This window comes from Bacillus yunxiaonensis, assembly GCF_037104695.1.
Classification (GTDB): domain Bacteria; phylum Bacillota; class Bacilli; order Bacillales; family Bacillaceae_G; genus Bacillus_A; species Bacillus_A yunxiaonensis.
Genome location: NZ_JBAWSV010000001.1, coordinates 710,272 through 725,240, shown reverse-complemented (window position 1 = coordinate 725,240; position 14,969 = coordinate 710,272). Strand labels below are relative to the sequence as shown.

The 14,969-nt window shown below is 35.5% G+C and carries 18 protein-coding genes and 1 riboswitch; of the genes, 16 read left to right on the top strand and 2 right to left on the bottom strand.

Features of this window, described 5'->3' with window-relative positions:
- The first annotated feature begins 47 nt into the window (after positions 1–47).
- Positions 48–152: riboswitch (SAM riboswitch) on the top strand.
- A 93-nt stretch (positions 153–245) separates the two neighbouring features.
- On the top strand, positions 246–1,439 hold the full coding sequence (locus WAX78_RS03620; RefSeq protein WP_336480914.1) for a M20 family metallopeptidase: 1,194 nt from the start codon (positions 246–248) through the stop codon (positions 1,437–1,439).
- A gap of 431 nt (positions 1,440–1,870) precedes the next feature.
- On the opposite strand, the gene WAX78_RS03615 is transcribed toward WAX78_RS03620, so the two are convergent.
- On the bottom strand, positions 1,871–2,632 hold the full coding sequence (locus WAX78_RS03615) for a glycosyltransferase family 2 protein (RefSeq protein WP_336480913.1): 762 nt from the start codon (positions 2,630–2,632) through the stop codon (positions 1,871–1,873).
- Positions 2,633–2,823: 191 nt separating this feature from the next.
- Here WAX78_RS03615 and WAX78_RS03610 point away from each other — a divergent pair, with 191 nt between their 5' ends.
- The 5 genes from WAX78_RS03610 to WAX78_RS03590 all read left to right on the top strand — a co-directional run bounded on the left by WAX78_RS03610 (position 2,824) and on the right by WAX78_RS03590 (position 6,053).
- Complete coding sequence (locus tag WAX78_RS03610) at positions 2,824–3,036, top strand: hypothetical protein (RefSeq protein WP_336480912.1); 213 nt, start codon at positions 2,824–2,826, stop codon at positions 3,034–3,036.
- A gap of 660 nt (positions 3,037–3,696) precedes the next feature.
- Positions 3,697–4,647, top strand: coding sequence for a phosphotransferase enzyme family protein (locus WAX78_RS03605; RefSeq protein ID WP_336480911.1), 951 nt, complete (start codon positions 3,697–3,699; stop codon positions 4,645–4,647).
- 110 nt (positions 4,648–4,757) lie between these two features.
- Positions 4,758–5,342 carry a GNAT family N-acetyltransferase gene (locus WAX78_RS03600; protein ID WP_336480910.1) on the top strand — a complete coding sequence of 195 codons (585 nt, stop codon included), beginning with the start codon at positions 4,758–4,760 and terminating at the stop codon, positions 5,340–5,342.
- Positions 5,343–5,352: 10 nt separating this feature from the next.
- The gene (locus tag WAX78_RS03595) at positions 5,353–5,850 is read left to right on the top strand and encodes a GNAT family N-acetyltransferase (RefSeq protein ID WP_336480909.1); all 498 of its coding nucleotides are present in this window, start codon (positions 5,353–5,355) and stop codon (positions 5,848–5,850) included.
- A gap of 50 nt (positions 5,851–5,900) precedes the next feature.
- Positions 5,901–6,053 (top strand): hypothetical protein, encoded by a 153-nt coding sequence (locus WAX78_RS03590; RefSeq protein WP_336480908.1) that lies wholly within the window; start codon positions 5,901–5,903, stop codon positions 6,051–6,053.
- A gap of 212 nt (positions 6,054–6,265) precedes the next feature.
- On the opposite strand, the gene WAX78_RS03585 is transcribed toward WAX78_RS03590, so the two are convergent.
- Positions 6,266–6,607, bottom strand: coding sequence for a hypothetical protein (locus tag WAX78_RS03585; RefSeq protein ID WP_336480907.1), 342 nt, complete (start codon positions 6,605–6,607; stop codon positions 6,266–6,268).
- Positions 6,608–6,796: 189 nt separating this feature from the next.
- Between WAX78_RS03585 and WAX78_RS03580 the strand changes: the two genes are divergently transcribed.
- The 10 genes from WAX78_RS03580 (at position 6,797) to WAX78_RS03535 (ending at position 14,968) form a co-directional block, all read left to right on the top strand.
- Positions 6,797–6,979 carry a hypothetical protein gene (locus WAX78_RS03580; protein ID WP_336480906.1) on the top strand — a complete coding sequence of 61 codons (183 nt, stop codon included), beginning with the start codon at positions 6,797–6,799 and terminating at the stop codon, positions 6,977–6,979.
- A gap of 559 nt (positions 6,980–7,538) precedes the next feature.
- The gene (locus WAX78_RS03575) at positions 7,539–8,165 is read left to right on the top strand and encodes a YdcF family protein (RefSeq protein ID WP_336480905.1); all 627 of its coding nucleotides are present in this window, start codon (positions 7,539–7,541) and stop codon (positions 8,163–8,165) included.
- A gap of 233 nt (positions 8,166–8,398) precedes the next feature.
- Positions 8,399–9,553: an acyl-CoA dehydrogenase family protein gene (locus WAX78_RS03570; RefSeq protein WP_336480904.1), complete on the top strand. Its 1,155-nt coding sequence runs from the start codon at positions 8,399–8,401 to the stop codon at positions 9,551–9,553.
- Positions 9,554–9,613: 60 nt separating this feature from the next.
- Entirely contained in the window at positions 9,614–10,294 is a 681-nt protein-coding gene (locus WAX78_RS03565) for a copper homeostasis protein CutC (RefSeq protein ID WP_336480903.1), read from the top strand.
- 13 nt (positions 10,295–10,307) lie between these two features.
- Positions 10,308–10,850, top strand: coding sequence for a signal peptidase I (gene lepB / locus WAX78_RS03560; protein WP_336480902.1), 543 nt, complete (start codon positions 10,308–10,310; stop codon positions 10,848–10,850).
- A gap of 173 nt (positions 10,851–11,023) precedes the next feature.
- Positions 11,024–11,791, top strand: a complete 768-nt coding sequence (locus tag WAX78_RS03555) for an IclR family transcriptional regulator (RefSeq protein ID WP_336480901.1) — start codon at positions 11,024–11,026, stop codon at positions 11,789–11,791.
- The gene (gene pxpB, locus WAX78_RS03550; RefSeq protein ID WP_336480900.1) at positions 11,791–12,498 is read left to right on the top strand and encodes a 5-oxoprolinase subunit PxpB; all 708 of its coding nucleotides are present in this window, start codon (positions 11,791–11,793) and stop codon (positions 12,496–12,498) included. Before WAX78_RS03555 ends, pxpB begins: the two co-directional genes overlap by 1 nt.
- Entirely contained in the window at positions 12,495–13,493 is a 999-nt protein-coding gene (locus tag WAX78_RS03545) for a 5-oxoprolinase subunit C family protein (RefSeq protein ID WP_336480899.1), read from the top strand. Before pxpB ends, WAX78_RS03545 begins: the two co-directional genes overlap by 4 nt.
- Positions 13,490–14,245, top strand: a complete 756-nt coding sequence (gene pxpA / locus WAX78_RS03540) for a 5-oxoprolinase subunit PxpA (RefSeq protein WP_336480898.1) — start codon at positions 13,490–13,492, stop codon at positions 14,243–14,245. Before WAX78_RS03545 ends, pxpA begins: the two co-directional genes overlap by 4 nt.
- Positions 14,246–14,272: 27 nt before the next feature.
- Entirely contained in the window at positions 14,273–14,968 is a 696-nt protein-coding gene (locus tag WAX78_RS03535) for a DUF969 domain-containing protein (protein ID WP_336480897.1), read from the top strand.
- Position 14,969: the final 1 nt, after the last annotated feature.

Below are 14,969 nucleotides of genomic sequence, written 5' to 3'. Positions count from 1 at the left end.
ATTAGAATGAAAATAATTTAACAAATTCAAATACGAATACTTGTAATTTCTTATCATGAGAGGTGGAGGGACTGGCCCTTTGAAGCCTCGGCAGCGGATTCATTATGAATACTGTGCCAATTCCAGCAAGTGCAAGGCTTGAAAGATAAGAAAGATGGCATAGATTTATTGTGTATACTTTAAGGCCTCTTTCTATCTATTAGAAAGAGGTTTTTTTATTTAACATATTGAAAGGGGAATGCAAAATGGGAGTTTTACAAATTACTACACATCGGAATAAAATTGTACAAAGTATCGAGGAACAAAAAGAGATTTATGTGAAAACGAGTCATGCTATTCATGATAATCCAGAGATAGGGAATCAGGAGTTTTTTGCATCAAAAACGCTTAGTTTATTGCTAGGAAGTGCTGGTTTTCAACTTCAACATCATATCGCTGGCCATGAAACGGGTTTTATTGCAAGAAAAAGTTCTGGAAAGAAAGGACCTACAATTGCTTTTTTAGCAGAATATGATGCACTTCCAGGTTTAGGTCATGCCTGTGGACATAATTTAATTGGAACAATTAGTACAGCTGCGGCAATTGCTTTATCAGAGGTGATTGAAGAAATTGGCGGAGAAGTTGTTGTGTTTGGTACACCGGCAGAAGAAGGAGGACCGAACGGAAGTGCAAAAGGAAGTTATGTAAAAGCAGGCTTGTTTAAAGATATTGATGCAGCACTTATGATTCATCCAAGCGGGAAAACAGCAACAACTAGTCCATCCCTTGCATTAGATCCACTAGATTTTCATTTTTACGGTAAACCAGCTCATGCTGCTGCATCTCCAGAAGCAGGAATTAATGCATTAGATGCAGTTATTCAATTGTTTAATAGTATTAATGCACTTCGTCAACAATTACCTGCAGACGTGCGTATTCATGGGATTATTACAGATGGAGGAAAAGCGCCCAATATTATCCCGGATTATGCATCAGCTCGTTTCTTTATTCGAGCAAAAACGAGAAAACGATGCACCGAAATTACAGAAAAGATACGTAATATTGCACAGGGGGCCGCTCTTGCGGCTGGTACAACAGTAAAGATTGAACAATTTCAAAATGAGATTGATAATTTAGTAATTAATCAAGCTTTTAATGCGATAATTGCCGAAGAACTAGAAGGATTGGGAGAAGACGTTCACCGCGATGAACGTGTCGGCATTGGTTCTACAGATGCCGGAAATGTTAGCCAAGTAATTCCGACAATTCATCCTTACATTAAAATTGGACGTGATGATTTAGTTGCACATACAGATGCATTTCGAGAAGCAGCACGCTCTGCAAGAGGAGATGACGCATTAATCATTGGAGCAAAAGCGTTAGCGCTAACTGCTTTCCGTTTAATTACAGAAGAAACATTGTTAGAAAACATTAAACAAGAGTTTAAGAATGGGAAATAGAAAAAATTTGTATGAAAAAATTAGTTATGAAGAAGTAACAGATTACAGTTTTACATTTATTTCTCATTAACGGGCAGTAAGCCCCCCATCTCAAAATTTAGAGAGAAGCGATAGGTGGGGGTTAACTGCCCGTAAAAGCCCGATTGATGAGAGCTTTCCATAAGTGGGGGATGAAAAAAAACCCCCACTTATGGAAGTTTCACTTTATTATGTTTTGAATGTATACTTTCGTCAGCGATTTTGGAGAAAACGGATGAATCGATATAAACTTATTAAAATCAAAGGAATGAAAGTAAACTAATATGTAAAAGTTTACATTCAAAATAACTAAAAGAATCCTAAATAAATAAGATTCTTTTAGTTATTTTAAAATTTTATTTATCTTGTTTCACTAGTTCATTTGATGATGATTTGTTTAGGAATCTTCACAATTATCTTTCTTGGTTATCATAATATGTTTTATCTGCGTATTTTTTATCATTTCCTTTTAGATAGGCTAAGATTATTTTTGGATTTTTAAGTAAAGCCCAGTCTCCATATTTATCAAATCTTCTGGTCGAAGTTATCATTCCATTTTTAATTGTACCGAATTTCTTATTATTTTGCTTTCCCCATTTTTTTAACCGTTTAGCGAAATCTGCATCTTCTGCCATAAGCATGTTTTCATTAAATCCGTTGATTGCCATAAAGTCTTTTCTATAGCACCAAAAAATCCCTACAGATATAGCTCCATACTTAAAAAGAAGGGGGATTATTATTAATATTGCGGAAACGAATATTCCTAAAGATATTCTGTCAAACTTTCCAGTTGCCCCACCGCCAATGTATTTACCTGAAGCTAAATATTTGTCTGCATTAGACAACATAGACTCTGTCATTTGGGTATCAGCGTCTATAGTAATGATTATTTCTCCGCTAGCTATTTCGGCCCCTGCATTTCGGATCTTGGATAAGTTTTTATCGTTATTTTTTAATGTAATACAGTTATACGACTTTGCTATTTCCTCTGTTTTATCTGTGCAACGATTTAAAACAACTATGACTTCAGTTTGATCTTTATATGCCTCTGATGCTTTTGCAATTGAATCCAAACATTTTCTAATGTACTTTTCTTCATTATGTGCAGGGATTATAATAGAAAACTTCACATCTTTTTTAAAATCTACTTCTGAAGATTCGTTTGTTTCAGTCATAATATTCCCCTTTTTTATAAAGTTAATATTTTCCATACATAATATATATTAACATTTATGAGGTTGTATTTTAGAAACTAAAAGTAAACTATTAATAAAAAATTTACTTTCATTTTATGTGTAATATATATAGTTTAATATATATTAATTGAATTAAGAGTTGTGTAATATAGTTAGAAGGAGATGATTTTATGTTGAAAATAGAACAAAACAAAGTACGTTTAATTTCAGGGATTAGCTTATTAATATTGGTTTTGACTAACTCTTTTATAAAAAGTGATTTTTGGGTCATCTGTATAGATGTAATTTTAGTTTTGGTTAACTTATTTTTATTTATTATCTCTAGTGATGTAACAAAAACTAATTTACTTAGAAAAAGGGATAAGTTAGATGAAATAAAATAATTTTTTGTTATTTTTAAGGATGAAAGGCGGTTAATGTGAGATCGTCTTTTATATTTTATGATGAAAACGAAAGTAAACCTCTATTCAAAAGTTTACTTTTGAAGGTGTGAAAAGGGTTGCAAAACCATTTTTGAGAAATTGTATGTTTAGGCATAAATTGATTTGTTAGCTATAAATTAAGAGATATGTGTTCAGAGAACATATAGTGATGAACACTTGGTAAACGAGAAATATCTCAACGTTTCCAAGCTTAAGTTATAATTGTGTTTATAAACTGTGTATACAAGTCAATGTCCAGTTAACCAGAAAGTTTTAGCTTTTAGAACCTATAACACATAAGTATGTTTATCAATATGGTAATAATAAGATTTTGTATTCCTTAGCCTACGAAATTTGTATTTTGTTGACACTCTCTTTCATAAGGAGTCCCTTGAAATCATTCGTTAAAAGAGAATTGAAGTTATATTTTTCTAGAAAACTGATATGTATTCAGACCAACGATGATATATAATGCAGTGTTATTTCCTTTTTATTTCATTTAGGAATCAATGTAGAATTAAATGGAAGTATTTCTGGGTGAGTCGGCCTCGAATATTCCGCATTTTTCCTGTTGTGGTATTATCAAGAATAGAGGTGGAAATCGTTTTGGAGGGATACCATTTGGAGAAATATCACACGGAGGTTTTTTATGCTGCTGCTTATAAGTTTGGAATCCGGTCTGAGGGTACTCAAATAACACATTTTTCAGAGCATAGTTTAGTTGGATCCTTCGAGCGAGATGGCGCCAAATATTTTCTGCGTGTAACGAATAGCTTACATAAACAATTCGAAAAAATTATTGGGGAAGTTCAATGGGTTAATTTCCTTAATGGCAAGGGATTACGTATATCTAGGGCTATACATTCCTTAGATGGAAATTTGGCAGAGCGATTAATTGTGGCCGATAATTGCTTTACTGCGGTTTGCTTTAAAGGAGCGCAGGGGCGTCCAGTAAGGAGAAGTGATCAAAGTGAAAACCTGTTCAAGCGAATGGGGATGTTTATGGGGAAAATGCATAATATCACAAAGCAATATGTTCATGAGGACTTGATAACAAGAAGGTCAGACTGGTCAGTAGAAACAAAGAAAGTATTGGGCATTGATTTGCCAACATCTGAGAAGGACATTATAAGACGGTATGTTGCTTTGCTGGAATATGTATCTGAACTTCCGTATTCAGTTGATTCATATGGATTAATTCATGCGGATTTTCATTACGGCAATTTTTTTATAGATGGGGATTCTATTTATCTTTTTGATTTTGATGCTTGTAGGTATTCATGGTTTATTGATGATATTGCGGTAGCATTATTTTACGCATCTCCTATTGTGAGTTCGAGTTCATATGCGAATACATTTCTCACATCGTTTATGGAAGGATATCGTGCTAAAAATTGTTTGGAAGAGGTATGGCTTAAAGAAATTCCATACTTTATAAAATTAAGGGAGATTGGGCGATATATAAAGCTTTTTCATGCTTGTGGAGGGAAAATTGAAGAACTTCATCAGTGGGGAAGAGATTTCATGAAAAATCGTAAAGAGAGTATAATTCGGGATTTTCCAGTGGTGTAAGTTCTCGATAGTTTGTTAAAGTGTATTGTAAATTATAAGTTTATTGTTTTGAAAATTTGCATAATTAATATTATTATATAATTGAGATAGCAAGAAAAGGAGACTGTTCTGTGGAAATTGTATATGATCGAGCAAGGTTGCAATTATTATCTATAAATGATGCATGTTCATTGTACTCCATTATTGAAAAACATCCAGATATTTGGACATATTTAATAACAAAAATGGATTGCTTGGAAGATATGGAAAGATTAGTTGAAGAATCAGTAGAAAAGTATAAAAGGGGAGTTGACCTTCCTTTTATTGTGATTGATCAAACGACAAATGAGATTGTAGGAACGACACGGTTATACAACATATCAAAGAAACACAAAACAACAGAACTCGGACATACTTGGTATAGTCCAAGCGTGCAAAGAACAAGTGTAAACACAGAGTGTAAATATATGATGCTTCGATATGCATTCGAAGAGTTAGGCATGCTACGTGTACAAATTAAAACAGATGCTCGGAATGAAAAGTCACAGCACGCTATTGAAAGATTAGGTGCAGTTAAAGAAGGGATACTTCGAAATGAACGACTACTTCCAAATGGATATGTGAGGGATGCTGTTGTTTATAGTATTATCTCAGAAGATTGGCCAAGTGTAAAAGAACGATTAGAAAATAAATTAATGTGTGCAACATATAAGTAGGAGGGTGCAGATGCCTTATATAGAAACAGAACGTTTAAAAATGATTTCTTTCACATTAGAATTAGTAGAGGCCACAATAAAAGGGAGCGAGGAGCTTTCGAAAGTAATACCATATGAAATTTCTAACCAGTGGCCTATGCCTGATTATGCAGAAATTTTACCGTGGAAAGCAGAGCGTTTACAGGAAAAACCAGAGAGTAGTCAATGGAGCGGTCTTATAATTCATAAAGAAGACAATACAATTATTGGTGATATGGGGTGCAAGGGTGCTCCAGATGTAAATGGTATTGTTGAGATTGGCTATAGTATTGTTCCAGATTACCAAGGAAAAGGCTATGCTACAGAAATGACAAAAGGCCTTGTACAATGGTTATTAAACCAGCAAAATGTAACGACGATTAAAGCTGAATGTTTAACAAGTAACATTGCTTCTGCAAGAGTGTTAGAGAAATCAGGTTTTTGTTGTGTATTACATGAAGATCATATGAAATATTGGATTTTGAAATAGTAGTTTAAGAGAAATGCCTTCTAACTTATGTCCATTAAGTAGGGATTATTGTGAGTACGAGAGATTTGATGCAAGGCTATGAGAGTATTGCAAGAAACATACAAGGGTTCATGTGGAAGGGCAAGCCATTGAAAAGCGAAAAGATTGAACATACGAAAGAAGAATTAGATAAAATGTTGGAATCCATCCGTAAAGAGTGCTGAAGTTACTACGACAGCAATGCTCGCGAGCTGGGATGGAAAGAGTAGCGAACGAACCGAAAAAATAGTGAAATAAAATTAAAAAAGCAATGGAATTCGTTCTTCCATTGCTTTTTCTATTGCTACTTTTATCTCGGAGCATCTGCTGGTTGTTTTGCATCTTGTTCAGGTTGCTTCGGTTGTTCTTCTGGTTTATCGGGTTTCATATCTGCCTCTTACCCTTTTCGGACATCATTCTTCTCTTTGTGCTCTTTCCCGTCCTCGTGCTTTCCTTTGTTGAAATGTTTGTTATATTCGTTCCATTCCTCGTGTTTGCCGTGATGAAATCCTTCATGATGCTCTTCGACATGACCAGTCGCAAAACCAAGACCGAATCCTACCACCAACGTAGCACAAGCGCAACCAATTATTTTCCATTTTTTCTTACTTTTGTACGTACCGCGGTGAAGCTCGGCCATGAGTTCTTCTTTCAATTCCTGCTTCAGTTCTTTTTTCATTTCTTCATTTGCTTCCACCTGCTCATAATCGTTTGTTTCGTTCTTGAATTCTTCTGACATAACCCTCACCATCCTTTCCTAATGTATATATGCGAAATTTATAAGGCATTCATTAGAATTTTCTCATGTCCCTCTCATGAATTTCTCATCGAAAGGCTGCATGTGAAGAATTTTAGGAGAAACACACACAAATGGAATTTGTGATGTATACTGCGCATGCAATGCAAAACAAAGATAGGAGTGATTGTAATGAAACAACTTACAAACACATTAGCAATTTGCAGTGATGCAAAAGGGCATTTTTTCAAAAACGAGATCCCAATGAAACATATGATGAACAAATCATTTTATGTGCAGGCGATTGGCGGGGAGTATTTTTACATACAGGGTGTACGAGATATTCACGTACACCACAAGAATGTGTACTCTTAGAAGCGAAGTACATCACGATGATCGAGAAAGACCCGCACCATGCGTCATTAGGGATGATTCCAGAGGAAGTGCTCGAACACATGAACATTGCCTTGAGCTTTTTTCACGAGGGTAAGGCGATGTATATCGAAAACAAGAAAAGATAATCATAAGAATGATGAGCTGGTACTATTGCAGGTGCCTGGCTCTTTTTTTATATTTTCCTTTTATTTATCTATCTTTTTTTAACTTAGGTCTTGATAATAGGAAGTAGAAGGCATTTTTCTTACAAAATGATTACGTATTTTATATACTTTTGTTTCAACGTTCCATTCTTTAAAGAAATTCGCTACAATATAGAAGTATGAGAATTTGAGAGAAATATAGGTTGTTATTATTATAAATAGACCACGAATGTAAGTGTGAAATATAAAAACCTCTTTTTATTGAAAACTCTTTTATAGAACTGTTATGAGGGAAAACATCTTCTTTCAAATCAATTCAAATAATAAATTGAATGAACATTCGATTAAACGAATTTTAATATAAAGTATGTAGGAAATACGGAGGCTGTAATTTTATGAAGAAAAAAAGAAGTATAAAAATAAGGGTGGTACAGGCACTCTTATTTATACTTGGTTCAATTATTGTATTTGTGAGCTATGCGGCGTATGATATTTGGCATTATCGTTCTAAGACAGATCGAGTTGATACGGATGCTGCGATTGTATTAGGAGCCGCGTCGTGGAATGGAAAACCGTCTCCAGTACTACGCGAGAGAATTAATCATGCCATTTCTCTTTATAAGAATGGGCACGTTAAAAAAATTATTTTTACAGGTGGTACGAAATTTGAAACGGAATTAGAAGAAGCGCGTACTTCGAAAATATATGCATTAAAGCATAATGTAAAAGAGGAAGATATTTTAATTGAAACGGAATCACGTTATACAGAGGAGAATTTAAAAAATGCTCTGCAGATTGGAAAAGAACATGGTTTACAAACGTATACAATTGTAAGTGATCCACTTCATATGAAACGAGCGATGCAAATTGCAAAGCATCTCGGTATGGATGCATATTCTTCACCAACGCCAACGTCTGCTTATCGTAGTTTAGACACAGAGTTACCGTTCTTTTTCAAAGAACTATGTTCTTATATCGGTTATGTTGCATCCTTGCCTGTTCGTTTTTTAAAAGGTGATTAAAATGAAAGATTTCCTAATGTTTTTAGGAGATCTTTTTTATGTTCAAAGCATTGTTTTTTCATCGGAATAGTGTAACAATTAAAAGATAGATTATATGTTTAAAGGAAATAATGTATATAACGAAACATCCATCAGTATAGTCTTTATAGTTTATTAGTGTGAGATAACTAAAGTAGCTAAAGAGAACAGTGTGCATATAATAAATTTAGCATGAAATGGAAAGGACTGATGAAATGGAGTTTGTAAGATCGAGAGAGCAACAAAAGCGATTAAGTAAATTACAACCATATATCACTCAATTCTCAAATAGAGAACCGCAGTTAGACGAATTGTATTCATTTCCTTTTGAAAATATAGAAGATTTAAAAGGAATTGGGTATACAGCATGGACTGTTCCGCAAGACGAAGGTGGGGCAGGAATATCTCTATATGATTTTCTGCTATTTCAGGAATATATTGCACAAGGTGATGGGGCAACAGCATTATGCATGGGTTGGCATCTTGGAATTATACAAGAACTTTCGGAAAATCGCTCATGGGATAAGAAAGTATTTTCTTGGCTTTGTGAGAAAGTGAAACGCGGGGCACTTGTAAACCGAGCAGCAACGGAACGTAATACGGGCAGTCCAACACGAGGAGGAAAACCGGAGACAACAGCTATTCAAAAGGGGAATACTTGGATTATTTCTGGTAGGAAAACATTCACAACAATGGCCCCAGTATTAGATTACTTTCTCGTTTCAGCATCTATAGAAGGGACAGAGGAAGTAGGGGAATTTCTTGTCCCGCGTAATATAGAAGGTGTTTCAATTGAAGAAACGTGGGATTGTGTAGCTATGCGCGGTACAGCAAGTCATGATTTAGTTTTAGAACAAGTAGTGATTCCGCGTAAATATTTTGTAGAGATTATTTCTCCGCGTAAGAGGGAAAAGAGAAGAGGATGGCAGTTGCATATTCCAGCTTGTTATCTTGGCATTGCACAAGCTGCACGTCGGTATGCCTTGCAATTTGCAGCAACGTATCAACCAAATAGTATACAAGCCCCTATAGCAACGTTGCCAAATGTTCAAAGATTAATAGGAGAAATGGAATTAGAAATGATGCAAGCCCGTTCTTTTTTATATAGTGTTGCAAAGCAGTATGAAGAAGGAGGTAAAGAAAGTTTGCAAGCAGAGATGGCTGCGGTGAAGTATACTGTGACAAATGCGGCAATTTCAATTGTAGATAAGGCGATGCGTATTGTTGGGGCAAGAAGTTTATCTGAGAAAAATCCGTTACATCGATATTATTTACATGTACGTGCTGGGCTTCATAATCCTCCGATGGATGATGCGACAATTTCACTATTAGCGCAGCATGCATTGCAAGATTTTGAAACTGAAAAATAGGAAATGTTTTTCCTTTTCGTATATAATAAAAGCAAGTGGTGTATGAAAAGGAGAATACATATGTTAGAAGTTATTGCAACATGCTTAGAAGATGCAAAACGGATTGAACGTGGTGGTGGGGAACGGATAGAATTAATTACAGCATTTACAGAAGGCGGACTTACACCAAGTTATGCATTAATAAAAAATGTAATAGAAGCCGTTACCATTCCTGTACATGTAATGATTCGTCCACATGCCAAATCTTTCGTATATTCTAAAGAAGAAATTGAGTTAATGAAAGAGGATATCCGCATCGCAAAACAACTTGGAGCAACTGGTGTTGTCTTAGGTGTTTTGAATGAAAATAATAAAATTGATGAAGAAAAGCTAGGGAAGTTGTTAGAAGTAGTTGATGAAATGAATGTGACATTTCACCGAGCAATTGATGAACTGACAGATTTAGAAGAAGGCGTAAAAATATTGCGGAAGTTTAATAAGATTACACATATTTTAACATCTGGTGGAAAAGGAAAAATAGAAGATAACATTGCTGTTTTACGCGGTATGAATCAAGCAAGTGCAGGACAAATACAAATCGTTGTTGGTAGTGGTGTTACGAAAGAAAATGTGCAGCAATTGTTACGCGATACTGGAATTACACAAGCTCACGTTGGTACAGCAGCGAGAGAAGGAAAATCGTGCTTTGGTGAAGTTGTCGTTCAAAATGTACGAGAAATTGTAAAACTGATTAGTTGTTAAAGGAGATATCTAGATGAAAAAAAGTGAGATTATGTCATGGGTTAAAAGTATAGGTCTAGCTTTGATTATTGCATTTGTTTGTCGTACATTTTTATTTACCCCGTCACTTGTGCAGGGGGAATCTATGATGCCAACGCTAAAAGATAATGAGAGAATGGTTGTGAATAAAATTGGATATAGTCTACAAGGGTTAGATCGTTTTACTATCATTGTCTTTCATGGGAATGAGGGGCATGATTTAGTAAAACGAGTGATTGGTTTACCTGGAGACACAATTGAGTATAAAAATGATGTTTTATATGTAAATGGTAAGGCAGTTGCTGAACCGTATTTAGATGAATATAAAAAGCAACTATCTGGAGGACAGTTAACCCCTGACTTTACGTTAGAAGAGATAACTGGAAAGAAAACAGTTCCTGAAGGCTATGTATTTGTATTGGGAGATAATCGTCAAGTATCTAAAGATAGCCGAGCATTTGGTTTTGTTTCTGAAAAACAAATTGTTGGGAAAGGTTCAATGGTATTTTGGCCACTGCAGCATGTTAGAGCATTATAATAGTTTAAAAAGCAATTAAACTCATTTAGAGTTTGATTGCTTTTTTTATTTTTATTCAAAATAAGGGTAAAAAAACATTGTCTGAATTGAAAGAATATTTTATAATTTAAAACAGATATTCTGTTTCGAAAATTGGAATAGATGTTCCGAAATACGGAACAAAGGAGGACTTCATGAGTTATAACAAAACAGCAGTGAAAACAATGAAAATTTTAGAATTATTTTATGAGCATGATACGTTAACGTTAGCTGAGATGGTGAAATTGACTGATATGCCTAAAACATCAGTACACCGTCTTATTAAATCTCTTGAAGAAATGAGTTTGTTGCAAAAAACAATAGATGGTGCATACAGGTTAGGATTTGTTTTTTTACGATTTGGTCAGCTTGTTTCAGAGAGGTTATCTTTACGGAAAATTGCGAAGCCTTATATGGAAAAGTTACAGAAAGAAGTTGGACAAGCAGTTAATTTAATTATTCAAGATGGTAATGAAGCCATTTATATTGAAAAGATTGATGGTGATCAACCTGTACGTGTCTATACAGCTATTGGACGGCGAGCTCCGCTGTATGCCGGAGCGTGTCCACGTATTTTGCTTACATACTTTTCAAAAGAAGAACAAGAAAATTATATAAACAATACAACTTTTGTTCCATTTGCAAAGGGCACGGTTACAGATGAAAATGAACTACGTGATATGCTGCAAACTGCAAAGGATAACGGTTATACCATTAGTTATTCAGAGCTCGAAAATCATACAGCGGCCATAGCTGCTCCGATTTTTGGAAGTGATGATATGGTTATTGGGGGCATGAGTATTTCGGGACTAGAAGCTGAGTATGATGAAACAGCAATTATAAAATGGATTGAAAGTCTTACCCAAACAACGAAGCAAGTATCAATAGAATTAGGATGGAAAGAAAAGAAGGTAGGGGAATAATGAAGTTTTCAGCACTAGGTGATCAAGCAATTGTCGTTACATTTGGACAGAAAATCAATATGGAAATTTATAAGCAAGTACAATCTTTATTTGAGGCGTTACAAAATGAACCGTTTGCTGGGATGATAGAATGTGTTCCTTCTTATACATCTGTGACTATTTATTATGATTCCTACACATTGTATAGGGAGAAAAAGATAAATGTGTCACCATATGACTATATTTGTTATCATGTGCAGTCCCTTTTAAAAGCTGAGAATTATAAGAAAATGAAAGAATATGAATATATATCTATTCCAGTTTGTTACGGCGGAGAATACGGCCCTGATTTGGAAGAAGTAGCAAAGCATCATGGATTAACAATAGAGGATGTAATTCGTATTCATAGTGAATCCACTTATTTTGTTTATATGCTTGGTTTTACACCAGGATTTCCTTATTTAGGAGGTATGTCGCAACGGATTGCAACTCCACGAAAGCATACTCCTCGATTAAAGATTCCGGCTGGATCTGTTGGAATCGGTGGAAGTCAAACGGGTATATATCCACTTGAAACACCAGGCGGATGGAATATTATTGGACGCACACCGCTCTCTTTATTTCGTCCTCAAAAAGTACCGCCTACTTATCTACAAAGTGGTATGTATTTACGTTTCATCCCCATAACAGAAACAGAATTTCAGCAATGGGAGGATGAGAATGTATGAATATAGAGGTGTTACAACAAGGGATGTTGACGACTATTCAAGATTTAGGTAGACATACATATCAACAATACGGTGTACCAGTTGGCGGAGCAATGGACACAGTTGCACTTAGAATTGCAAATATGTTAGTTGGAAATGCAGAAGGGGAAGCTGGATTAGAAATTACGATTATTGGGCCAAAGTTGTTAATTAAGCAGACGACATTAATTGCAATTGGCGGTGCGAATATGGAACCGCTTTTAAATGGAAAACGAGTTCCATTGTGGCGCCCGGTATTAGCCAAAGAGGGAAGTATGCTTTGTTTTAAGAAAATTCAGTCAGGATGCAGAGCATATGTAGCATTTGCTGGTGGAATTCATGTTCCAGCTGTAATGAAGAGCAAAAGTACGTATATGCGAGCTAGCTTAGGCGGATTGGACGGTCGTGCTTTACAAAAAGGGGATCAATTACAAATAGGTACACCTTCCCTTTGGGCAAAGCGTCTTATACAGCAGCTTGTAAATGAAAAACGAGATATAACGATGTGGGGAATAAATTCTAATTGTTTACCAAACTATCATCATTGTCCGGAGATTCGTGTCGTGGAAGGATTAGAGTTTGAAAGATTTACGGAAGAGAGTCGTCGTTCTTTTTTTACAAAGCAATTTAAAATTTCCAATCATGCAGATCGAATGGGCTATCGTATAGACGGGGAGCAGGTAATGGTAGAGGGAAAATTAGAATTGTTATCAGATACTGTGACGCACGGGACAATCCAAGTACCACCTGAAGGACAACCTATTATATTAATGGCAGATCGTCAAACGACAGGTGGATATCCACGAATTGCTAATGTAATTTCAATTGATATACCGCTGCTTGCACAATTAAAGCCAGGGGATTATCTATCGTTTTCAAAAATTTCAGTAATAGAAGCACAGAAGCTATATATAAAACAAGAACAAACAATGAATCTTTTAAAAATGTTCATTAAGCTAAAAGGAGAGAAATCATGAAGGTAGTAGATTTAAATTGTGATTTAGGAGAAAGTTTTGGAGCCTATAACATAGGAAATGATGATGCGATTCTACCTTATGTTTCATCAGTAAACATTGCATGTGGATTTCACGCGGGTGATCCTTCAGTTATGCATAGTACAGTTGCAAAAGCGCTAGAACATCGTGTTTCAATAGGTGCGCATCCAGGCTTACCAGACCTTATAGGTTTTGGAAGAAGAATGATGCATGTTTCACCAGATGAAGTGTATGATTATATGATTTATCAAATCGGGGCATTAGACGGATTTATTCGTGCATTGGGTGGAAAAATGAACCATGTTAAACCGCACGGTGCACTCTATAATCTAGCAGCAGTAAATTCGGAAATCGCAGATGCTATTGCAAAAGCTATTTATAAAGTAAATCCAGAACTTCTTTTATTCGGATTAGCAAGTAGTGAATTTGTGCGTGCAGGAGAAAAATATAATCTTCGTGTTGTGCAAGAGGTATTTGCAGATCGAACATATCAAAGTAACGGAACTTTAACAAATCGTACAGAATCAAATGCTTTGATTACAAATGAAGAAGATGCGATAAGACAAGTATTGCAAATGGTGCAAAAAGGGAATGTTCAAGCTGTTGATGGGACTATCGTTTCAATTGCAGCACATACAATTTGTATTCATGGGGATGGCGTGCATGCTGTTGATTATGCAAAAAGTATTTACAATGCACTGCAGCAAGCACAAATTAACATTTGTGCACCTTAATACGTAAAAAAGGATGGGGGGATATTTATGATAAAATTGATTGGAATTTTACTTGTAGCAGTTGGTTTTTTATTTCGACTTAATACATTGTTAGTTGTTATGGTAGCTGGAATTGTAACAGGGATGGTATCCGGTATGTCATTTCATGAAGTGGTAAGTCTATTTGGAAAATTCTTCGTAGAAAATCGATATATGTCTATGCCTATTTTATTAACACTTCCAGTTATCGGTATTTTAGAGCGTTACGGATTGAAAGAACGAGCGGAAGCACTTATTACAAAATCAAAAGGAGCAACGACGGGACGTGTTCTTCTCTCTTATTTTACCATTCGTGAAGCATCTGCAGCGATCGGGCTTAACATTGGAGGACATGCGCAAACAGTAAGACCACTTGTTGCACCAATGGCGGAAGGGGCAGCACATGCTCGTTATGGAAAACTTCCAGACAAGTTAAAGGAAAAAATTAAAGCAACTGCAGCAGCTGCAGAAAATACAGCATGGTTTTTTGGAGAAGATATTTTTATTGCAACGGGAGCTATTTTATTAATGAAAGGATTTTTTGATTCTGTCGGTATGCATGTTGGTGTGTGGGATATGGCACTTTGGGGGATTCCGACAGCAATTTCTGCATTTATTGTAAGTTGGATTCGTTTTCGTCAAATTGATAGACATATAGACGACGTCATGAAACAAGAAGCGAATCAAGATAAGGAGGCGATGTAGC